12 protein-coding genes are annotated in these 23,129 nt (G+C 53.7%); 10 read left to right on the forward strand and 2 right to left on the reverse strand.

Features of this window, described 5'->3' with window-relative positions; translation table 11 throughout:
* Positions 1-234: 234 nt before the first annotated feature.
* Positions 235-1,308 carry a hypothetical protein gene (locus GX466_03920; protein NLH93352.1) on the forward strand — a complete coding sequence of 358 codons (1,074 nt, stop codon included), beginning with the start codon at positions 235-237 and terminating at the stop codon, positions 1,306-1,308.
* 8 nt (positions 1,309-1,316) lie between these two features.
* Complete coding sequence (locus GX466_03925; protein ID NLH93353.1) at positions 1,317-3,041, forward strand: ATP-dependent helicase; 1,725 nt, start codon at positions 1,317-1,319, stop codon at positions 3,039-3,041.
* A 189-nt stretch (positions 3,042-3,230) separates the two neighbouring features.
* Here the strand turns inward: GX466_03925 and GX466_03930 are convergent, their stop codons facing one another.
* Positions 3,231-4,283: an IS5 family transposase gene (locus GX466_03930; protein NLH93354.1), complete on the reverse strand. Its 1,053-nt coding sequence runs from the start codon at positions 4,281-4,283 to the stop codon at positions 3,231-3,233.
* Positions 4,284-4,697: 414 nt separating this feature from the next.
* Between GX466_03930 and GX466_03935 the strand changes: the two genes are divergently transcribed.
* The 7 genes from GX466_03935 (at position 4,698) to GX466_03965 (ending at position 17,287) form a co-directional block, all read left to right on the forward strand.
* The gene (locus GX466_03935) at positions 4,698-5,873 is read left to right on the forward strand and encodes an aspartate kinase (protein ID NLH93355.1); all 1,176 of its coding nucleotides are present in this window, start codon (positions 4,698-4,700) and stop codon (positions 5,871-5,873) included.
* The gene (gene metG, locus GX466_03940) at positions 5,870-7,885 is read left to right on the forward strand and encodes a methionine--tRNA ligase (protein NLH93356.1); all 2,016 of its coding nucleotides are present in this window, start codon (positions 5,870-5,872) and stop codon (positions 7,883-7,885) included. Before GX466_03935 ends, metG begins: the two co-directional genes overlap by 4 nt.
* A 10-nt stretch (positions 7,886-7,895) precedes the next feature.
* Positions 7,896-9,404, forward strand: coding sequence for a SpoIID/LytB domain-containing protein (locus tag GX466_03945; GenBank protein NLH93357.1), 1,509 nt, complete (start codon positions 7,896-7,898; stop codon positions 9,402-9,404).
* The gene (locus GX466_03950) at positions 9,397-10,275 is read left to right on the forward strand and encodes an Hsp33 family molecular chaperone HslO (protein ID NLH93358.1); all 879 of its coding nucleotides are present in this window, start codon (positions 9,397-9,399) and stop codon (positions 10,273-10,275) included. The genes GX466_03945 and GX466_03950 overlap by 8 nt, the downstream gene beginning before the upstream one ends.
* Positions 10,272-12,944 (forward strand): CRTAC1 family protein, encoded by a 2,673-nt coding sequence (locus GX466_03955; protein NLH93359.1) that lies wholly within the window; start codon positions 10,272-10,274, stop codon positions 12,942-12,944. Before GX466_03950 ends, GX466_03955 begins: the two co-directional genes overlap by 4 nt.
* Positions 12,931-14,160, forward strand: a complete 1,230-nt coding sequence (locus GX466_03960; GenBank protein ID NLH93360.1) for an amidohydrolase family protein — start codon at positions 12,931-12,933, stop codon at positions 14,158-14,160. The genes GX466_03955 and GX466_03960 overlap by 14 nt, the downstream gene beginning before the upstream one ends.
* 82 nt (positions 14,161-14,242) lie before the next feature.
* Positions 14,243-17,287, forward strand: a complete 3,045-nt coding sequence (locus tag GX466_03965; protein ID NLH93361.1) for a T9SS type A sorting domain-containing protein — start codon at positions 14,243-14,245, stop codon at positions 17,285-17,287.
* Between the two features lie 1,038 nt (positions 17,288-18,325).
* Here GX466_03965 and GX466_03970 read toward each other — a convergent pair.
* On the reverse strand, positions 18,326-19,237 hold the full coding sequence (locus tag GX466_03970; GenBank protein NLH93362.1) for a hypothetical protein: 912 nt from the start codon (positions 19,235-19,237) through the stop codon (positions 18,326-18,328).
* Positions 19,238-19,372: 135 nt separating this feature from the next.
* On the opposite strand from GX466_03970, the gene GX466_03975 reads away from it, so the two are divergent.
* Entirely contained in the window at positions 19,373-22,867 is a 3,495-nt protein-coding gene (locus GX466_03975) for a T9SS type A sorting domain-containing protein (protein ID NLH93363.1), read from the forward strand.
* Positions 22,868-23,129 lie beyond the last annotated feature (262 nt).

The following is a 23,129-nucleotide window of genomic DNA, read 5'->3' on the forward strand; positions in this document are numbered from 1 at the left end:
AAACAGGAGGTGAGAATTATGCAAAACATAATAGCAACTCTCCTACAATGGATAGCTGTATAGTGGCTAAGGTCTTAGGTGAAATACTACCTTGACCGAGAATGGCCACTCTTATGGTTAGCCATGTAGTTGGTCTTCGTAATGTTGTATAGCATATGCAGTTAACATGCGTGGAGTACCTGGGCGTGAAACACCGCCCAGGTACAAAACGTGAAGAAAGGTGGAATGGAGATTATGAGTACTAACGAATCGACAATTAACAGGTTAATGGAGGATTTTACTCAAACAACTAAATCCTCAGACGAAATCTTGAATATGGTGATGCGGGAAGAAAAAGAATTTACTCCATATGAGGTTTTGTACTTATTTCAACACCTCCTTGGCATGAAAGTAAGGTACAAACCTCATGAAAAAGTAGCTTTCATCCTGTTCATGCAATACAAAGAAATTGAGATCGCGTTTGTGCTTAACAAATTCTCATTCGAATTTCATCAAAGTGAGACCGACGATCATAATGAAGTGTATACCGAGATCAAGACTAAGATCAGGCAAGCGATAATTCAATCACAAAGTGAATTCATAGCAGATGCCGAAGTAAGTATAACAGCAAGAAATGTTATACTCCCAAACTACTATATTAGGTTTGAGAGAGCATTTGAATGTTTGGAATATCAAATAGAGAATAATTTGAACGATAGAAGTGATTGGCCTCATAATGATCATAGAGCCGATTGCTTCATTAATTCCTATGCCCTTCATATTGTTAGTTACATGGAGCATGTTTTAACTCTGTTGTACCCCTTTTCGGATAGCTATAATTCTAGGATTGATATCAAGAGCTTTGTATTCCAGTGCATTTATGATAAGATTGACAGTCTTTTAATGAGCTTGATGTCTGGGGATGTAGAGATTAAGAACAAAATCGCACAACTCATAAAGTATGTCCGAAACCCAATAGCCCATGGTTATCTAACTAGAGCTTATTTCGGTGATGTCTTGATTCCGGATATTGGATTTATTCCCATGTCATACAGTAATTATACACTGAGTTCGCAGAACTATCCATTCTTCCCCGTGAACCTTGAACATCAATATTCTGAGATGAGAGAAATCAAGGATAGTTTCGATAATCTTGTGGTGAAGCTTTACCCTAATGCGACTACAATCATAAAATCAGGGTTAAGTATTAAATGTGATCCAGAATCCAGACAAGAGTACGTATTGGTAATCCGGGATAGCGAAACCACGAATGACTTCATTTCAAGGGAACAATATAAAGTAGATAATATGATGAACATGGACTGGTAACAAATCCAATGAATACTGTTGTAGTATCAAGTGACCAACAAATTGACAGGCATGCCTATACTCAGATAATAATCGATTCAACCGCTGCCAAGAAAGTCATTGTAGCTGGACCTGGGACTGGAAAAACTACAACATTTGAACTCATTCTCAAACAATCAGGAACACCAAACAACTTAGTGCTTACCTTCATTAACCGCCTTGTGAATGACTTGAACTGCAGATTGAGTGACCTTGCAAAGGTTTGTACCTTGCACAAGTTCTGTATGGGCATTTTCAACCGACAGTTTCCTGACTGGTACATGGTAAGTATGCTAGGTGCAATTATTAGTGAGGATACTGGGGTTAAGGAAGATATTTTCAACGAGTTGTTCCATAAGCTAGATGAAAGAAATCCTCTGTTCAAATTATACTTGAAAAGAGCTACATACTACAAAGCAATAAGCTTCAATGATTCAATTTATCGTATTCTGAAGAAGGCAACAATAACTCCCAGTATAATTCCAGATTATGATAATATATTGATAGATGAATATCAGGATTTTAGTGCTTTGGAAGTTGCCTTCATAAAGCAATTGGAAAGTCATGGGAAGATCCTGATAGTAGGTGATGATGATCAAGCTATTTATAATGGCAAGTACGATTTGGGAGACAGCCTCAGAAGCTTGTATCGATCAGGAGAATACACCAAATTTGAACTGCCTTTTTGCAGTAGATGTCCTAAGGTCATAGTAGAGTCCGTAAGTGACATTGTGGAAAATGCTGTTAAAAAGGGATATCTTCAAAATAGGATCAATAAGTCGTTTAGAGCTTTTGAGCCAGGGAAAGAAATTGTAAATGAGAACTATCCAAAGCTTCAGATATTGAACATGGCCTCGGTAAATGCAGCAGAAGTCTTTCTAAACATGTATATCTCGGCTATTCTGCAAGATGAGTTAGACGATTATAGAAATAGAGATGGAATTGAGCCACTCATACTGGTCATAGGCACAACAAAATACTTGAATATATTCCGAAGCAAAATGCAGAACATTGCAGAATACATCGAGCCGAAACAGAACAATAACATTGAAATTGACCAATTATGCGAAGGATATAGAATTCTTTTAGATGATGAAACATCAAACATCGGGTGGAGGTTACTGCTACTTTCTGACAAAATCACCCCCCCTAAGGAGCATAGAAGAATCCTAAATAATTCATTAAACAACACTCCCCTCATTGATTTACTGCCCGAAGAATACAAACAAAAACACAAAGCTAATGTAGATTTGATTAGAGAGTTTATAGGAGCTCAAGAGAGTGCTGCAGCTGAAGCGAACTTAGAAGTAGTCTTTGGAGTACCCATAAAGGAAAAGATAGTTCGCTATTTTAGGAAAGTAGATGGTGAGGAGTCTGATAGTTCTTCCAACAGCTCTTATCCGATTCAGTTTGTTACGTACCAAGGATCTAAAGGATTGGCAGCAGACTATGTGTTTCTTCTGGGTGTTAATAATGGAGATATCCCCAAGGACCCCACCAAGATAGCGGATTATGAGATCTGTGAATTCATAGTCGGACTTACTAGAGTTAAGAAAGAGTGTTATGTTCTCCCAATAAGTAATGTGTATGGAGAAAAAAAGTACAGAAACGTGTTTCTGTCGTGGATAACACCCCAACGAGTCGCAAATTCAAGATTCCTTTCCAAGAATGACGTAGTAGAGTTGTTTAGACAATGCAAAACGGAGAAGCAATAACTATGAAAGACCTTTGCGTAATTGTTCCAAGCTGACACGACAAAGCAGAGATCGGAAAGTTATCCACAACTTCAGGATATTTTTCACAAGAATTGAGGGAGAAACGCCAATTATCCTGCTGTTTCGTACCAAACCCAACCAATATTGCCCTTTTTCAAACCCAATTCACAGAATCTGGACGCACCTCTCCTATGCAGGACTTAGAGAAAGAATTTTCATTGCCCGTTTGATGTTGTAGGCCAGGCACCTCATGTAGAGATAGCAAGTCGTTTTCTCCAGCCCCAGGTATCTTGACCTCGACCAGCCATAGCTTCGCTTCAGCGAGCCAAAGGTACGCTCGATGACGTAGCGATGCTGAGAAATAGCCTTGTTGCGTTGTTTGTTGGCATCATCTTCGGCTTCATTCCGCTTGCGTTTGTGCATGATCTTATCCACCAGATTATTGTTTCTGAGCAGTTCCTTATTGGCTTCGCTGTGATAACCCTTATCAGCATGAATGATGTCTCCCTCCTCAAGAGCTGTGTTGAAGATCAAGTCCGGAAACATCACTGTGTCATGCACATTGGCAGGAGTGACGATGATGTTCTCCACGATTCCATTGGAGTCAGTCAATACGTGCCCCTTGTAGCCATAGGTCGATTGATTCCCCTTCTTCATCCAATGGGCATCTTGATCGACTGACTCCTCAACTGTCACATCTGTTGCTTCAAAGGTGGGAGTTGATTCTTCTGACTGTGCCTCATCGCCAGTTGGCTCTGTCTCTATGTAAACCTTCTTACGAGGGCGGGCCTGCGAGGTGATCAGGGTCGCATCAACCATCTTGCCTTTCTTGACCTCCAAACCCATCTCGTGAAATTCGCCCATGATTCCCTCAAACACGGTCTTATACAAGCCGGACTTTGTCAAACGGTCGCGCCAACGACTGATTGTCGAATGATCAGGGGTACTCTCGGTTATGCTGAAGTCACAGAAGTTCATGAACAGAAGATTGGTGCGAAGATAGAACTCCATCTCAGGATCGGAAAGATCATACCAGCCCTGTAGCAACATCACCCTAAACATCTTAACTGGATCATAGGAATCTCTGCCGGCAACCTTGGTCCGCTGAGGATCAAGCGGCTCCAGATACTTCTTTACCTTGTCCCAGTTTACCATCTCCTTGAACTCAAGCAAAAAGTGCTCTATCTGGCTCAGTCGGTTCTGAATGTCGTAGTCTGTCATGGTCATCTTATCTTGGCGCATGGTTAATCTCCTGTTCTTGATAAGATAACAATATATGTGGCTATCTAATTTGTCAAGAATTAATTACAGCTTTGCATAATTGGTCTTTCCGAGCAGAACACTACTCTTCCCTAGGTTTGGCACTACCTATGTGCAAAGGTCTTTCTCAATCTAGCGCTTGCAGATTTCGTGTCAGAATTTGAAGTTTTCGGTGATCTAAATTGCAGAAATCCTGTCAGAAACTACCTAAAATGGTCTTGGAAAGGATGAGTAAGGATGTCCTACGATGCGACAGTTTGCAGTTTTCGCTGCACAATTTGCAGATTTCGTTGTCACTTTGCAATGCCAATGGTGGTGACGGGGTTGAGGCGAATCGGCGGTGGGGCCAGAAAAAGTCTTGACAAATCGTTTCCAGTGAGAAATTAGTGTTTGTTTATGGCAATAATCGTTAAAAAATTCGGCGGTACTTCCGTGGGCAGCACCGCCCTGATACAGAACATCGCCCGCAGGATAGCGCAGGAAAAGCGTCCGGAAGATTCCCTGGTGCTGGTGGTTTCGGCGATGGCCAAGACCACCGACGAGCTGATGCAGCTTGCCTACAGCATTTCGGAGCACCCTTCCCGGCGCGAACTGGATATGCTGCTCACAGCCGGTGAGCGGATAAGTATGTCGCTGCTGTCGCTGGCCCTGCAAAAGGAAGGTTTCGGCTCGATCTCGTTCACCGGATCACAAAGCGGAATCATCACGGACAACCAGCATGGCAATGCCCGCATCCTGAACGTGAACGCCTTTCGCATCAACCAGGAGTTGAGCGGGGGCAAGATAGTGATCGTGGCAGGCTTTCAGGGCGTTAGCCAGGCCAAGGAGATCACCACTCTGGGCCGGGGCGGTTCTGACACCTCGGCGGTGGCTTTGGCTTGTTACCTCCAAGCCGGGTGCTGCGAGATTTTCACCGACGTGGACGGGGTTTTCACCGCCGATCCGCGGGTGGTTCCTGAAGCCCGTCTGCTGCCACAAATCGGCTATGAACAGATGCTGGCGCTGGCCTATAACGGCTCCAAAGTGATGCACCCCCGGGCGGTGGAATTCGCCAGCAAATACCAGATTCCAGTCGAGGTGAAAAATTCGCGCAGTTTCGCGCCCGGAACCCTGATCCACACAGAAAAAGCAAGCAAGGAAGAGATGATGGAAGAACGCAAGATAACGGCCATCGCGCACAAGGAAAACCTGATCCGCCTGGAACTGGCCCGCGACGCCAAACTTACGCAACTGCTGCAGGACTGGAACAACGAGATATTCAAATACTCCGTGGACGAAAACAGCATCGAGCTGATGATTGAGGAAAAATACCGCGGCGAAGCGGAGTATTTGCTGCGGCAACATGATATTGAAGCGCTGTCCTGGGAAGACGGCTTCGGTTACGTTACCCTGGTGGGTTTGGGAATCAACCTCGATCCCGGCTGGCTGGCCCGCACCCTTGAACTCTGTGCCCCCTTCGGCATCCGCCGTGTTCAGCACAGCGACATGACCATCGAACTGATGCTGCCTTCGGAGCAGGCTCGCCCCTGCGTCCTGAAACTCCATCAGGCCTTCATTGGAGAAGAAAAATGAAATATCTGGTGACCAGCGCCCTTCCCTATGCCAACGGCAAACTCCATATCGGCCATGTAGCCGGGGCCTATCTTCCTGCCGACATCTTCGTCCGCTGGCTGAAACTGCATCACGAGGATGTTATCTACATCTGCGGCACAGACGAACACGGCACCCCGATTTCCATCTCCGCCGACCAGGAAGGAGTCAGCCCCGCCGAGGTGGTGAAACGCTATCACGAATCCATCCGGGACGCTTTTGCCGCCCTGGAAATCGAATTCGACAACTTTTCCGGGACCTCACGGCCAGCCCACTACCAGCTTTCACAGGATTTCTTCAGCGCCCTCTATGACAAGGGACACGTCATCCCCAGAGTGACGCGACAATTCTATTGCAAACACGACAAACGCTATCTGCCTGATCGCTATGTGGAAGGCACTTGCCCCCGCTGCCAGGACCCCGGCGCCCGTGGCGACCAATGCGACGCTTGCGGCCAAATCTATGAAACCACCACCCTCATCGAACCCCGTTGCAAAATCTGCGGGAACAAACCGGAAATTCGTGAAACCACCCACTGGTATTTGCAATTGAACGATTTCAAAGAGCATCTGGAACGCTGGATCGCCACAAAGGACTACTGGAAGGAAAACGTCCGCAACTTCATGCTCAACCTGCTGGAACAGGGACTGGTGGAGCGTCCCATCACCCGTGACCTGAGCTGGGGCGTGCCCGTGCCTCTGGCCGATGCCGGCGACAAAGTGCTCTATGTATGGTTTGAGGCCCCCATTGGCTATATCTCCTCCACCGTGGAATGGGCAGAACGCATAGGCCAGCCGGAGCGCTGGAAAGACTACTGGCTGGATCCCGAAACCAGGCTGGTCCACTTCATCGGCAAAGACAACATCATCTTCCACGCCCTCATCTGGCCAGCGGTGCTTATGGGGCAAAACCAAAGCTATTGCCTGCCTTATGACATCCCCGCCAACGAATTTCTGAACCTGGAAGGGCAAAAACTTTCCACCAGCCACAACTGGGCTATCTGGGCTGACGAAATCGCGGCCAAATTCCCCGCTGAATACATACGCTACTATCTGGCCTGCATCGCTCCGGAAAAGGGAGACAGTGACTTCTCCTTCCGCGATTTCCAGCAAAAGGTGAACGGTGAACTCAACAATGTGCTCGGCAACCTGGCCAACCGCGTTTTCGCCTTCTCTGGCAAGAACTTCGAGGGCAGAATCGCCCATCCGCAGCTAAGTCCCGCCGCCAAAGCCGTTCTGGACGAGGCTTTAGCCTTGTTCAACCAAATCGACTCCGGCTACCAGGACTATCAGGTGAAAGCCAACACCCGGCTGGTGATGGAAATCGCCCGCCTGGGCAACCGCTTCTTCGACGAACGCAAGCCCTGGGCCGGGATCAAGACCGATCCCGATGCGGTGAAGGAAACTCTCTGGACCTGCCTCACCCTGCTAAGGCTGGTTTCCGTGGCCCTCTTCCCCATTATGCCTGTCTCAATGGACCGCCTGCGCGATATGATGGGCCTGGAACCTCTGCAAGAATGGGAACAGCCGGATCTCAGCGCTGACTACATCCTGCGGGAAGCCAAGCCCCTCTTTGCCAAGCTGGACGATGCCACGATCGAGGCCGAAATCGCCCTCTTACATGAGAAAGCTGCCAAGGCTGGAAAACCCAATAACGCAGAACCCATCAAGGCCCAGATCTCCTATGAAGATTTCGACCGCCTGGACATCCGTGTGGCCACAGTCCTGGAAGCCGCCCCAGTTCCCAAAACCAACAAGCTGCTGCGCCTGAAGGTTGATCTCGGCAGCGAACAGCGCGAACTGGTGGCTGGAATCGCCGAACATTACAAAGCTGAAGACGTAGCCGGAAAACAAGTGCTGATGCTGGTGAACCTGGAACCCCACAGCATCCGCGGCATCGTTTCGCAGGGGATGGTGCTGGCGGTGAACACCCCGGACGCCCTGCTGCTGGTCCACCCCGCCCAGGCCTGTCCACCTGGATCAGTGGTTAAATAGATCTACAATAATGAGAACTGCCCTGATATTTAAAGTGGCGCTTGCTTTGTGCCTGGCTTTATCGCTGACAGGCTTGGCCGCTGCTGAGTACCGGAATGGACAATTATACATCGAGGTGCTGCTCTGTTCCGGGGCAAGCATCGAATTGGAAGCCGAAAGCAGTGCAGCCACCAAAGTGGTTGTATCAGAAAGGGAATCACCCCTCTCACTCGGTATCGATACCCCCATCAGGATCAGCCTGGATAACTCAGCCACGCTATCCAGTTGGAGCTGGCTGGAGAGCAGCAGACCATGGGACACTGATTCCAACGGAGTTTTGAGGGAAAGCTTTGCCTGGGAGGATTCCAGCCTGGTGATCAAGCGGGAAAACCTGGTCTATTCAGAACACAGTTTCGCGGACAAAGCGACGGCGCTGAGATTCGCCCGGGAAGCCGGAGTCAGCGAGGAGAAGGTTCAGGGCATACCCTTGCTTCATGCCACGGTCCGGGTCACAGGCGCCAAAGGGGCTGCCCGGTATCTGGAAACACCGCTGCATCTCAGTTCCGCGGACCCCCTCTGCCTTAATGGGGATGAGTTGGGCTTCAGCGGAGAATTCCTGCTGAAATGCGTGGAGGGCAGGCTGGTGCTAACGCATCTGCTTCCTCTGGAAGATTACGTGGCCGGGGTGATCGCCAACGAGATCGGCAGCAAGGCGCCTCTGGAGGCAATGAAAGCCCAGGCGGTGGCGGCCAGGACCCACGCCGTGAGCCTGCTTCTGAGCAACAGCCATAAAAAAGACGGCTACGATCTCTGTAACGCCACCCACTGCCAGGTTTACAAAGGCAAATACAGGCAGAATGAGACAGTCCGCCTAGCCGCCAGTTCAACTGCAGGCGAGATTCTGACCCGTGAAGGCCGCATCGCCGACGCCACCTACCACAGCTGCTGCGGCGGCAGAACCGACTCCTCCAAAGCCATCTGGGACGGGGCTCCCCTACCTCACCTCGGCGGAGTGCTGTGCGATGAGGCGGCCGCGGGTTTGAACCTTGCCGATGAAGCGGACGCGAGGCGCTGGATCCTGGAGGAAACAGCCGAAAAAGGCAACAGCGCCTGGAAAGCTTCGGCTCTGGCCTGGAGCAGACAACTGAAGCGGAGAGAACTGGCCAAAAACGTGGGACTGGCTGACATCGACCATCTCGTAATCAACCGCCGCGGAGCTTCCGGGCGGATCACAGACATCACCTTTCACGGTGAGAAAGCTGTGCGACTGACCAGCGAATACAGAATCCGTCAGGCTTTTGGCGGTGCTAAATCATCCTTTTTCTACATTGAGGGCGGTTTCGTGACAACAGACAACGGCGGGGGGGGGATCTATCCCTCGGAAACCCTCTCCATCAAAGGCCGGGGCTCGGGACACGGCGTGGGAATGTGCCAGGTGGGGGCTTTGAGGATGGCCCGGGCCGGCGATGACCATCTGCAGATACTTTCACACTATTACCCGGGCACGGAAATCTCCACCCAATGGATGCAACATGAATGACCAACTTTGGCGGGGAACCGCTTTTTCAGGGCAATTCCGGGTGCTGGCTGTGTCGTCCACCCAAACGGCCCAAACGATACGCGACCTGCATGATCTTTCTCCGGTGAACACGCTGCTGCTGGGCAAAATGATCCCTGCTGTGGCGATGCTGAGTATGGACCTAAAACTGGCTGAGGGCGAGGTTTCGCTGCGGGTAGATGGGGACGGGCCGCTGAAAGGTGCTCTGGTGATCTGCTCCGGAAGTGGCGACCTGCGTGGCTACGCTTTGGAGCCCCGGCTGTGGCTGGACGACGCCGAAGCAAACCTTTTCCCCGTACGCGCACTGGGAACCGGCACCTTGAGCGTGATCCGCGGCTTTCCCAACAAAAAACCGGTGACCGGCACCACTGTCCTCTCGGAAGGCGAACTGGCGCTCAATCTGGCACATTATTTCGATCAGTCGGAGCAAATTCCCTCCGTGGTGAACCTCGGCGTGCTGATCGATAAAACCGCCGCCGTGCGGGCTTCCGGGGGCTTCATCATCCAGCAGATGCCGGATGCCGATCCCAAACTTGCCGACGAACTGACCGCCGCTCTGAGCCGGACACCCAACGTTTCAGACCTGATGGACATGGGCCTCTCCCTGCCGGATATCCTCAAGCGCTTTGTGGTGAAGGAAAGCGAGCTGGAGCTTACGCCGGCTGGCCCCATCCAATACAGATGTAACTGCTCGCGGGAACGATTTGAACGGGCTTTGCTGCTTCTTGGCGAAGAAGAACTCTCCTCCATGCGGGAAGGAATCGAACCCCAGTGCCATTTCTGCAACGCCACCTACCGCTTCAGTGCTGAAGATATGAACGCTCTCATCGCCACTTTGAAGGATAAGCCATGAAACACTGTCTTATCCTCGTCCTGCTGTTTGCTGCGGCGCTTGGCGCTATCAGCACCGAGGATTTCTCCTGGTTGCTGGCCACCGAAAACTTCGAAGTATTGCGAAAGCACTCCGGCAAGGTGGAGGAACTGATCTGCGGGCCTGAAACGGAAGTCCGCCTGGCTTTGGAATTCGCGCTACGAACCCAGGAACCGGAACTGGAACTGCTCTGCCGCGAACGGCTGGCTTTGGGCCATCACTCCCTGGCTGACGCGCTGGAATGGCTCCGTCTTGCCGATCAAATCAAAATCGACAACGCTGCTTTCGAAAAAGTGAGGCAGCAACTGGTGGAAGAATTCACCTCACCGGACGAGCAAATCGTACTGGACCACCATCTCTACGGGACATCTGATGAAGACTTTTTGCATGAGCTGCGCCATGTTCGCGGCTACAATCCAGTGATAGAAAGCCTAGCCAGGGAAATGATCGACCGGATCAGTGTGGAAAGTTCCGATTCGCTGGCTTTGGCCCTCATTGACACTTTCGAACGCGACTATCCCCTCTCCGAGTGGGGCCAGGTGGCCTATTACTACAAGCTTTACCACCTTTCCAGCGTCGGCGCCTACGACGAGATGGAAGCCCTCGTCCAGGAAAAGGGATTCCAATCCGACCTGCATCTTTACATTTCCGCCATCTACATGCTCAGTCCAGCCTACAGGCGTTCCCGGCCGGACAACTCCCTGCTGCTCAACCAGGTGGCCTACATGCTCGATTCCGCCCTGAAAGACTACTCACGCGAAGAAAAGGTGCGCGTGCTTTATGACCTTCTCACCCCGGCAGAATGGAACACCCGGCTGCGCTTCACCAGGCTCAAGGCTGAATACTACTCGCTCCTGGCCAAACACAACCTCTATGGCGACGAAACAAACCTCGCCGCGCTGATCCCCTCAGCCGGACCCGCCTTCCAGCAGCTCCTCAGCGATATCCAGACCCTTTCCTTCGCGAACAACGACCGGGGCGACCTGGCGGAACTGAGCTATTGGCAGGGCAGGATCGAAGCGTTGCCCAACCAGGATTTCTTTCTTCTGCGGGCTGCCAGGAGCTTCACGCGGTCGCTGATACTTGGTTCGCCGCGCCGGAAGTATGACAAGGCCTGCCTTGCGGCCCTGGAAGAGCTACGCCAGAAGCTGGGCATAGAGGCCGGGCTGATAACCTGGGCGCGTTCCCTGGCCGGTTACCGGGGCATCATTTTCGAGGAACATCCTTTCCCGGATAAGCGCTACACCAGGGTGGCCATCGGCGACTATAACAACGACGGCTACAATGATCTGCTCTTCAACGGCAACGCCCTGTACCGGAATGAACAGGGGCGGAACTTCGTGGCCCTGAGCGATTCCATGAACATCAGCCGGCTCAATTCCAACGGTGGGCTTTGGGCAGATTTCAACCTCGACGGCTGGCTTGATTTCGTGGCCATTTCCCACAACTCCGAAGGCCTCGGCGAAGCCCTGATGAAGAATCAGCAAGGCAGCCGCTTCGTGAAGGTAAACGAGCGCGCCGGCGAGATCGATGACCGTTTTCCCACCGAAGGCGCCGCCTGGATCGACACCGGCCGCACAGGCTATCCCTCACTTTACACCGCGAACTACGAAACCTGGCAGGTCCAGGCCGGATATCCTGACTTTTTCTGGCAAAACGATGGCGGCTACTTCAGCGACAAAAGCGTGGAACTGGGTTTCCGAACACCCGGCTACACCAGGGAACCGGGCTTGGCGGGACGGGGTGTGGCGCCTGCTGATTACGACAACGACGGAGAGCAGGAAATCCTGGTGACCAATTACCGCCTCACCCGCAATTTCTGCTGGGACCATGCCGACAGCCTTTATTTGGATGTGGCGGCCCGGGACGGCCTGAGCGGACGTTACAAGGATGGCTGGTACGGCCACAGCATCGGCGCTGACTGGGGGGATTTTGACAACGACGGCGACCTCGACCTCTTCATCGCGAACCTGGCCCATCCGCGCTACATCGAGATTTCGGATGTGAGCCAGTTGCTTCGCAACGTTGGCTTATGCCACAAAGTGATCGGCGTCGACACCCTCTGGTACTGGCAATTCACAGACGTGACGCGGGAAGCGGGCATCACTTACGACGAACTTCACTCGGATCCCCTCTGGCTGGACGCCGACAACGACGGTTTCCTGGACCTCTTCATCACCTCGGTTTATCAAAACGACCGCTCCTACCTCTATAAAAACAACGGCGACGGCACTTTCACCGACATAACTTTCCTGGCCGGGGCGAGGGTGTTCAACGGTTGGGGCAACGCCACCGCGGATCTGGATCGGGACGGCTTCACCGATCTGGTTGTGGGCAGCGGCAACGGCGCCAAAATCCTCTTCAACCGTAGCCATAACGGATTCCGCGCCCTCTACGTTAAGCCTGTCTGGGACAACGGAAAAGTTGTGCTGATCACTGATCCCGCCGAATATTCCCAATATCCGAACTCCCCCGCTTTCGGAACCCGAGTGGAAGTGAAGCTGAAACGCCCCGATGGCAGCGAATACAGCCTGATGCGGGAGCTCAGCTCCGCTAAGGGCACCTCCTCCCAAAGCAGTCAGGAACTGCATTTCGGACTGGGCGATGCTGAAATCGTCTCCATCAGGGAAATCATCCATGCGCAAGATTAGAACCAAGCTGCTCACCCCGCTCACTCCCGACGCCGCCGTGATCTACCGGGACCACGTGATCGCCTGGGATGAGGACGGAATAGCTTTCATCCGCCGCTTCGATCCCGCTCTGGACAAAGATTGCGAAGACCGCCGTGACCTGCTTTGCCTGCCCGGCTTCATCGACGTGCATGTCCACCTTTCCCAATACCGAATCCGCGGCGCCTATGAACCCTCGTTGCTTAATTGGCTGGAACGCCATGTTTTCCCCGAAGAGGCCCGTTCGGCGGACCCCGCCTACGCCAAAACCCTCTCCGACGAGTTTTTCCAGGCCCTCTTCGCTGCCGGGACCTCCACCGCCGTTATCTACACCGCGCCCTTCGCCGAAGCCTGTGAAGCCGCCTTTGCCAGTGCCGCGTCCTCCGGCGCCAGGGCCTTCATCGGTATGACCATGATGGATAGCAACGGCCCTCCGGAACTGATCCAGTCCACGGACTACGCCTTTTCCCGTTCCGTGGAGCTGTTTGAGCGCTGGCATGGCCGGAACCCCCTGCTGGAATATGTCTTCACCCCGCGTTTCGCGCTTTCCTGCTCTAAAGAACTGATGTCTCGCGTAGCCGATTTTGCCTCCGCGAGAAGTGCCTGGATTCAGACCCACCTTTCGGAAAACCGCGGCGAGATTGAACATGTCCTCCAACTCTTCGAAGCCGACTCCTACACCCAGGTTTACGAACGTCTGGGACTGCTCACAGACAAGACAATCCTCGCCCACGCCATTCATCTGGACGAGGCCGAACTGGACATCCTGGCCGCCCACGCCTGCAAAATTGCCCACTGTCCAGATTCCAATTTCTTCCTCAAAAGCGGCGAATTCAACTACCCGGCGCTGGCTGCCAAAAAGCTGCGGATCGGCATCGGCAGCGATGTCGCGGCCGGGACCGCCCTGAGCATGCTCTACCACGCCAAGATGGCCAATTTCCGCCAGAGCGCCCATTCCCTGAAACCCGAACGCCTTTTTCACCACATCACCCTGGGCAACGCCACCCTGCTGGGCCTGGAGGAACGGATCGGCAGTCTTGAACCAGGCAAGGAAGCGGACCTCTGTTTCCTGAGACTACCCTCCCCGGCGCTCCCGGATGAAGACCTGCTCTCCGCGCTCTGCTTCTGGGGCCACGAGTGGCTTGTGGAGGAAACCGTGGTCGCCGGCCGAACAGTTTTTCGCCGTTTGGAAGCATAATTGCATATTTCAGAATGACCGTATTCAAAAAACCTGGCCCTGAAGGGCTTATCATATTTTAGCATCAAGCAAGGAGAGACATGTGAAAAATGCAGTCCTGATCATCCTCTTACTGGGATTCATAGTTTCATTGACCGCCTCCCTGGTCTGGAACGACGCCGTTCCCATCCGCCAGGGAGTTAATATCGAATGGTTCCGCACCGGAACTCAAACCGCCGATGGCTGCGCCATTTACGTTTGGTCTGACACCAAGCTGGGCGAGCGAGACCTTTGGGCACAGAAGGTTGACGCGGCCGGAAACATGGTCTGGGGCGAGCCTGTGTTGATCGACGGCAAGCCGGACCGCCAGGAAGATCCCGTGATAACCATGACCTCGGACAACAATTTCATCATCGCCTGGATCGACTTTTCGGACGACCTTGACGGCAACGTTTACGCCCAGAAAATCGACGCCAACGGCCAACTGCTCTGGCCCGCGGGCGGAAAACCCGTCTGCACCGCCGGGGAGACCCAAATCGCGCTGAACATGGAGCCAGACAATGCTGGCGGCGCCTACATCGTCTGGTCGGATTCACGCAACCCGAGCAAAGACCTCTACGGACAGCGGATCGACGCTTCCGGAAACCCCGTCTGGGACTTGAATGGCATCCCCATTGCCAACGGCACCGGCGACGAAGAACAAAACACCATGCTGCCCGACGGACAGGGTGGGCTGATGATAGCCTACACCCACAGCTATGTGGGCGCGGAAGACATTTTCCTCAAACGCTTCAACCCCGACGGCACCATGGCCTGGCCTGAACTGGTGGTGCTTTCCGATGCCGATGGCAACCAGGGCAAAGTGCGCATGGCCGCCCTCTCCGGAGGGGATTTCGTTTTCACCTGGCAGGACCAGCGCAACACCGATCCCGATATCTACGCCCAGAAAGTGAATCTGAACGGACAACTACTCTGGCCTGATCCCTTCGTCGTTTATGGCGATTCCGGCAACCCCGTCTTCGCCCAGCAGCAAAACCCCAGAATCGTGGCCACCAGCGACAACGCCGTCATCATCATCTGGGAAGACAAACGCTTTAACGACCAGCATCCGGACCTTTTCGCTCAGAAGGTAAGCGCTTCGGGCAATTTGCTTTGGGATGCGAATGGCGTGGCGCTCAGCGTGGCGGATTTCGACCAGGTCGGACCCCGCATGGCCTCCGATGGCAATGGCGGTTGCTACGTCGTTTGGGATGACCTGCGCAACGGCAACACACCCAACGACGACATCTATGCCCAGCACCTTTCCGCGACAGGAGCAGCCCTCTGGGAAGCAAACGGCAAGCCCGTCTGCTCCGCTCCCAACCAGCAGTGCAGCGCCCTGGTGAAAGTGGCGGGAGACAACGTTTTCATCAACTGGATGGACATCCGCAACGGCAGCGTGGGTATCTACTACCAGGTTTACAACACCGCCGGCACCGCCCAACTGGCCTTGAACGGCGAGGAAGTTTTCTGGGGCCTCAGCGGCGACACCCCGCTGGACCACTATCTCTTCCTGCCCCGGGCCAACGACACCGTGATTATCTGGCAGGACACCCGCTTCGCCAACCTCGGCTACCAGATCTATTTCCAGTTCCTCAATCCCGACGGCAGCGTGGCTTTGGAACCCAACGGCCGGCCGGTTACCCTTTCCACCGGCTACAACCAGCTCACCCCCAGCGCGGCCGTTACCCCGGACGGGCATATCGCCATAGCCTGGGAAGACAACCGCAACCCCAACCCAAAGATCTACCTCCAACTGCTCGATCCCAGCGGAAACAGGCTGTGGGGCGACACGGGGATGGAACTGACGGAAATGGACCCGCTAAGCCAGAAAGACCCCCGCATCAGCTATTTCGACGGGAATTTCTATGTGGGATGGTCGAACTACGACCAGGTGAACACCAGCTACCGCTATCACGTGTATGGCCAGATGATCCAGAACAACCAGAAGCAGTGGGGTCCGGACGGCGTGATGGTAAGCACCCTCTCCGGCGCTGATCTGAACAGCGAGTGCGTGATCACCGACCTCAAGGAAAACTATTACACCTGGCAGAACTACAAACCCTCCGAATTCACCCAAAGCGTGTATGTGAAAAAGGTTGGCCTGGACGGCAACGCCGCGGATGGCTGGCCCGAAGCCGGGCAAATGGCCTCCACCCATTCCAATTATGACACTAACCAGCGTTTCCCGCTCACCACAAAAACCGACCAGGGCATCTTCGTGATGTGGCAGGACGCCCGCGGTGACTTTGTCCAAAACTATTACGGGCAGCACCTCTCCACCGGCGGAGAACGCCTCTGGGACCCGCTGGGGGTGAATCTGGCCGATTATGGGCGTGAACAGGACAAGCCCAGCCTGGTGGACAAGGACGGCTTCCGCAACGAGATCGTCTTTGCCTGGTGCGAAAACATCGGCGGCCAATACGACATCATCGCCCAGAAGTATTCCCTGGCAGGATCACCCCTCTGGGGCAACCTCGGCAACTTTGTGGTGCAGAAAGACAGCACCCAGTCCAACCCCGGCCTCGCCCGCTTTGACAACGGAGGGATGGTGATAGCCTGGGTGGATTACTTCGACATTGAATCCGACATCTATTACAAGTATATCAAATCCGACGGAAGCTTCGTGCAGACCTCGCCCTTCGGCGATGTGTTGTCCGACGCCGGCAAGATGCAATACAATCCCATCATCGTGACCCTGGGCAACGATGCCTACGCGATCTGGGCGGACGGGCGCTCCAGCGGCAAGACCGAGATCCTCGGCCTCTACGCCCAAAAACTGAACAACGAAACGGTGACCGGCCTCGACCCCGTGGTTCCCGGCCTGGAAGCCTTCCGGCTGCTGCAAAACCATCCCAACCCCTTCAATCCCAGCACCGGCATTGGTTTCCAGATCAGCGACCCCTCCAAATCCTACACTTTGGAAATCTTCAATATGCGCGGCCAAAAGGTGAAAACCCTGGCCAGCGGACATCTGGAGAGGGGCAGCCACATCGCCGTCTGGGACGGCACCGATGAGCAGGGACGCGGAGTTTCCTCCGGCATCTACCACTATCGCCTCAGCGACGGCACCCAGGTCCAAAGCAAACGCATGGTCCTGATGAAGTGACCCCTTCCCAATAATCTCAAAACCTTTTCCGCCAGAGGCCCCGCTTGTCCGGGGCCTCTCTTTCTTTGCTTTGGATTTGCCCTTTGCCCCTTCCCACTCGCCTCTTTTTCGCCTCCCGTTTAGTTCCCGTTTGACAGGCAGGAACTCAACGGGAAATGAATAGGATGTGAATGGGATACGGCAAAGGCTCCATATATAGTGGGTAACAAAACGGGGTATTCGTCACAGAAAATCGCGGAAAATGATAATGGATCATGGATAAACTGGATTCCGGGTCAGGCCCGGAATGACGTAGGTGTGGGGTCGGGTGGTGGTTTATGGGCTATTCCGCCCGGTCTGGATTCCGGGGCAAGCCCGGAATGACGTGGGTGTGGGGTTGGGTGGTGGTTTATAGACTATTCTGCTGGTATGGATTCCGGGTCAAGCCCGGAATGACGCGTAAAGGCATTGCCCGGAGAACCGAATATACGTCATCCCGGACGTCACCGAGCCCGCGAGGTGACATTGATCCGGGATCCATGAATGGATGTACACTGGATTCCGGGTCAAGCTCAGAATGACGTGGGTGTGGGACAAGGCCATGAATTCACAAATCCCAAAGTAGGGAGAAAGTAGGGAGATGAGCCTGAAACCCTTTACCAGTATATGTTTCAGGGCTATAGATTCACAAATACGGCCCCTCTTATATCCAGACTGATGCAACAAGAGATAGCATATGCAAGATAGTAGCTATCTCTATGAAATATAGATATATCATATATATAATATATTTAATACTTTTATATAATATTATATTATATATTCCATTTGCATCCCCCCTGGGGGAGTTCTATGTAATAGAGGGCTGTGAATTGTGAATCTATAGGCTCCAAACCCTGATGCAGAGTACGTTATAAGCCATTCTCCCTACTTTCTCCCTACTGGATTGATTTGTGAATTTATACAAAAAGGGAGGAGTTGCACCCTCCCCTGGACAGGTTATTTTTGGGCCCATGATTCCATGATAAGGTCATTTAAGGCTCTCTTTCAAATAGAGCCTTAGAAAAAAAGTTTCACCCCCAAAGGCCGGTGGTCGGAAATCTGGTTGAAGTAATTTTGCCAGCTTCCCATGAATTCATCCACGCGGATCACGCGGCATACGCTGTTGGCATTGTCGAGGGCGTCGAAAAGTTCGTTGGTGACCAGGATGTGGTCGATGTGGGAAACGTAGGGAGGGTAGGAAACATTGTTATAAGTAGGGGCCAGGGCGATGTGCATGTCCGCGAAGCGGTATTCCTCCGGTTTGTCCAGAAAGACCCGGAACACGTTGTATTCCTCCGGTTCGGCGATCTGGTCGTTCATATCGCCCACCACGATCACATTGTCATTGGGGAGGTTTTCCACGATATACTGGTCCAGCATCTGGCAGGCCAGGCGGCGGCGGCATTCCTCGTCCCAAGGGTCGGATTCGTCGATATAGTTGTCGCCATAAGCCTTCAGGTGGTTGTTTATCACTTTGAAGTTCCGGCCCTGAAAGTCGAAATCCAGGACGTAGGGCGCACGGGGAAATGGATTGGTTTGGCCCTCGTAGATGGTATAAACGTCGTTTACCCGGACCACCCGGGTATCGTAAAGATAAGCCAGGCGGTAGCTGCTGGTGGCGTTATAGATATGGGCGGAGTAGTTCGGTATCAGGTTGGCGAGTTCGTGAAAAGCGGAGCTGTCCATGATTTCCTGGAAGGCGATTATATCAGCCCGCATCTGGGGAATGATCTGGGCTATGGTTTGGATGCTGGCCTGGTCGAGGGGGAAGGTGCGGAGGTTCCAAGTGACAATTTCCAGAGACTGGTCGGAGCCGAAACTCAGGATGCTCTCGTTATCGCCGGGCACCAACGGGGTGTTGGTCCCGCAACTGAAAAGGGCTATCGCGGCCAGCAGGGGCAGCAGGGTGTATCCAAGTGATTTTTTCATCATCTGTCCAATTATCTTCTTTAAGAGATTATAACTGAAGCAAGAAACTTTCCAAATGTCACCTAATTATCAAAGCGGAGAGATTACGGAATGAAACTTGCATACTGGTATCACCAGTATCATGGGAGGATACCAATGAGATATTACTTATTGATAGTCATAATGCTTTCCCTGGGCGTGCTTTACGCCGCAGCCGGGGATGTTTGCCAAACCACCGCCTCCGGGCTCTCCGCGCGCCTGCAGAATCTGCGTCTGTCCCCTCTGGAAGCCACTGACAGCGATGATCCCGAGTTTCCGGAAACCACCCTGCTTTCGCGCACCTATGCCCTGCCCTTCCAAAGCGTGGAGCTTAGTGTGCAGAGCCTGGAATGGAAGGTTTTCGACCGGAACGGGAATTTCCTTTACAGCGAACAGAACAGGAACCTGGACGCCCTGAGCGTCGGCAACAGCTTCAGCTTCCGCGAGATGCGCGGCTTCACCGTGCTCGTCGAAACCCAGATCGACGACGGAGAAAGCATCCGGACCCTCACGAACGCGGAGTTCTCCCTGGCCGGACAACAACCCATCCCCCTGCCCCAAAGCGTCTCTCCCGCCTTCATTGACGCCTACCGGGAACTGGCGGACAACTTTGACACCTCCTACCTGCGCGATTTGCCCGTGGCCCGCCCCAAAATGCTGATTCTCAGCCACGACAACCTGGCCAATTACCAAACCAGCTTCGTGCAGTGGAAACGCCAGCAAGGATTTGACGTTTACGTGGCGTATCCCGGCGAAATCGGCAGCACCCTCACCGACTACCGCAACTTCATCCAAAACCACTACCAGCAGTATCACTGCGATTACCTGCTGCTGCTGGGCGACGTTACGGGCCAGGGTTCCTACACCATCCCCACCGCATTTTACCCCTCTCCGGAATACGCGGAAAACGACGCCGATGACCACCAGTACACGCTTCTGGAAGGCGATGACTATTTCCCGGAGATGCTGGTGGGCCGAATGTCTTTCAACGACATCTCGGAATTCCTGACCATGGCGAACAAATCCGTGAGTTATGAAAGCACTCCGTTCATGAACAACACCGCCTGGATGACCCGCGGTCTGGCAGTGGCCGGAAACTACGCGGAAGGCGGCTTGCGGCCCGTTTCCCCGGTGCATATGTCACGCTGGCTGCGCGACAAGATGCTGGATCACGGATACGCCGCTGTGGACACCGTTTTCTACCCTCCCACCTATCCGGGCACCTCCTCCATCACCGCTTCCATCAACCAGGGCGTGCAGTTCGTCAGCTACCGGGGCTGGGGCGACGCCAACGGCTGGCACTACCCCTCCTTCCACAATCCGGATCTCAATTCAACGGTCAACGGCCCCCGCATGCCGGTGGTCTTTTCCATCGTCTGCAACACAGGCGATTTCGCCAATTCCGTGAACCCCAGCTTTGGCGAAAAGTGGATGCGGATGGGCAGCGTGGCCCAGCCCAACGGCTGCGTGGCCTTTGTTGGCCCCTCAGACCTGCATACCAAGACCAGGCTGAACAACTCCATCTCCAGCGGCGCTTTTCGCAGCATCTTTGACTATGGGGTGCGCGGCTTCGGCTCCAGCGTGCTGATGGGCAAGATCGAGCTTTACAAGAATTTCCCCAACGAAATCGGCCCCAACCAGTATGTGGCCTTCTATTACCACGTTTACAACCTCCAGGGGGACCCCAGCCTCAAGATGTGGGTGCTGGTGCCCGGAAGCATCCCGGAAAGCGTGATCGAGGGCGGGCTGACCTTCTCCCCCAGCGCCTCCCACATCCGGATCAACGCCCCGGCCAACCTCGGCGCGATGGTGACCGGAACCCGTGATGGCATAAATTACACCCACGCCCAGGTGAAAAACGGCTTCGCCATCCTGCCCCTTGACCCTCAGCAGAGCGGAGACCTGACCATCACGGTGTCGCAGGAGAATTTCCTGCCCCTGGTGCGCACCCTCAGCCCCAGCGAACCCGCCGGGATCGGCATCACCGCCAACAACGCGGCTCAGCAGACCCTGAATCCAAACAGTGTCTTCGAAGCTGAGGTCACGCTGAAAAACTTCTCCGCCGCGCCAGTCACGCTGAATGAACTTGACATCAGCGCGGACGAATACGCGACAGTGGACTACAACCACAGCCCCTTCACCCTGGCCGCCGGCGAAACCCAATCGATCAATTTCACCATCACTGGCCACGCGGACATAGTTCCCCGCCGGCACATATCCTTCACCCTGCAAAGCGCCGCGACAAACCTGGAACAGCAGTTCCAGATGTATGGCGGCGGAGCGGAATTCACCATCCTGAACGCTTCCGGGCTCATTTCCATCGGCGGAACCTCCAGCGTGGAATTCCAGGTGATGAACACCAGCGCCAGCCCCCTCAGCGACGCCCTTGCGCAGTGCGTCTCCCTCACCGGCGCGGCAAACTTTGAGAACGGCGGAAGCGCGAACCTGGGCAACTTCGGCCCCGGCGAGACCAAGACATTCAGCGTCGATATCACGGTGGGCTCCGAAGCCTGGCATGGCCGCAACCTGCCCATGAAAATGGTGGTGAGCTCAAACGGATATTCCAACACCGCTTTCTATAGCCTCACCGCCGGAACGCCGGCCACCACTTCTCCCACCGGACCTGACGAATACGGCTATTTCGCCTATGACAGCTTCGATGCCGGCTTTGCCCAAACCCCGGTTTACAACTGGATCGAGACCGATCCCGCCCTGGGCGGGCAGGGGACGGTTTGGGAGGTGATGGACGACGGTTCACTCACGGTTGACCTGCCTTTCAGTTTCCGCTTCTACGGCCGCGAATACAATCACGTAACCATGTGCTCAAACGGCTGGATCTCGCTGCTGCCCACCGACATGGTGGATTTCTACAACTGCTACATCCCTGCCGCGCTGGGCCCTTACGCCATGATCGCCGGCTATTGGGACGACCTCAAAGGCATGAAAACCGGCGACAACACCTTCAGCAACATGCGCCTGATCCGCTGGCACGACGCCGCCAACAACCGCTACATCGTGCAATGGAACGACGCCTACAACCAATACAACATAGACTTGATGGAAAACGCCTCCCTGGAGAAATTCCAGATCATCCTCTATCCCCAGGCCGACCGTGACGGCGACATCGTGGTCCAGTACCACACCGTGGACAATCCCGGCCTCACCACCAATTACTGCACAGTGGGCATCGAAAACCACACCCAGACAGTTGGCCTCGGCTACACTCACGGCAACGTCTATCCGCCCACAGCCACACCCCTGCAGGCAGGTCTGGCCATAAAATTCACCACCCTGGCCCCGGACAGCTATGTGGCCGCAAACGATCCGGTGGCCGTGCCTTTCGCGCTGGAACAGAATTATCCCAATCCCTTCAATCCCAGCACCACCCTTTCCTTCAGCCTCGCCCAAAGCGGTCAGGCACGCCTGGCCGTCTATAACACCAAGGGCCAACTGATCAGGACCCTGGTGGATTCAGAACTTTCCGGCGGCAAGCACAGCGTTGTCTGGAACGGACTCGACGAAGCCGGAAAGTCCGTAAGTTCGGGGGTGTATCTCTACAAACTGGAGACCGCCGGAGCCAGCCAGACCCGCAGAATGCTGCTGATGAAATAATACCTGGACATGAATCAGGCTTGGCGCGCTTAGTTGCCTGCCGGCCTGTTAACATTGCAGCGGATGGATATCTTCCTCCGCTGCTTTTTTCGGGCTCTCATTCGGCTCTCTTCAAACCGGATTGTTCAAACCGAGCGCTGCTACCTCTGTCCAGGCGGTCGCTGTACCGCTATTTTCCCCGGAGCCTGGCGTATAGCGAACGTAGTGAGCATGGACGACAGGAGGCATTGGAATAATCATTCCTTGCTGGCGTCGATGCTCG

This window comes from Candidatus Cloacimonadota bacterium, assembly GCA_012516855.1.
Lineage (GTDB): Bacteria > Cloacimonadota > Cloacimonadia > Cloacimonadales > Cloacimonadaceae > Syntrophosphaera.

Coding starts and splice junctions, on each gene's coding strand:
- GX466_03960 (NLH93360.1), top strand. CDS start 12,931: ATGCGCAAGATTAGAACCAAGCTGCTCACCCCGCTCACTCCCGACGCC.
- GX466_03920 (NLH93352.1), top strand. CDS start 235: ATGAGTACTAACGAATCGACAATTAACAGGTTAATGGAGGATTTTACT.
- GX466_03955 (NLH93359.1), top strand. CDS start 10,272: ATGAAACACTGTCTTATCCTCGTCCTGCTGTTTGCTGCGGCGCTTGGC.
- GX466_03975 (NLH93363.1), top strand. CDS start 19,373: ATGAGATATTACTTATTGATAGTCATAATGCTTTCCCTGGGCGTGCTT.
- GX466_03945 (NLH93357.1), top strand. CDS start 7,896: ATGAGAACTGCCCTGATATTTAAAGTGGCGCTTGCTTTGTGCCTGGCT.
- GX466_03950 (NLH93358.1), top strand. CDS start 9,397: ATGAATGACCAACTTTGGCGGGGAACCGCTTTTTCAGGGCAATTCCGG.
- GX466_03935 (NLH93355.1), top strand. CDS start 4,698: ATGGCAATAATCGTTAAAAAATTCGGCGGTACTTCCGTGGGCAGCACC.
- GX466_03970 (NLH93362.1), bottom strand. CDS start 19,237: ATGAAAAAATCACTTGGATACACCCTGCTGCCCCTGCTGGCCGCGATA.
- GX466_03930 (NLH93354.1), bottom strand. CDS start 4,283: ATGCGCCAAGATAAGATGACCATGACAGACTACGACATTCAGAACCGA.
- metG (NLH93356.1), top strand. CDS start 5,870: ATGAAATATCTGGTGACCAGCGCCCTTCCCTATGCCAACGGCAAACTC.
- GX466_03925 (NLH93353.1), top strand. CDS start 1,317: ATGAATACTGTTGTAGTATCAAGTGACCAACAAATTGACAGGCATGCC.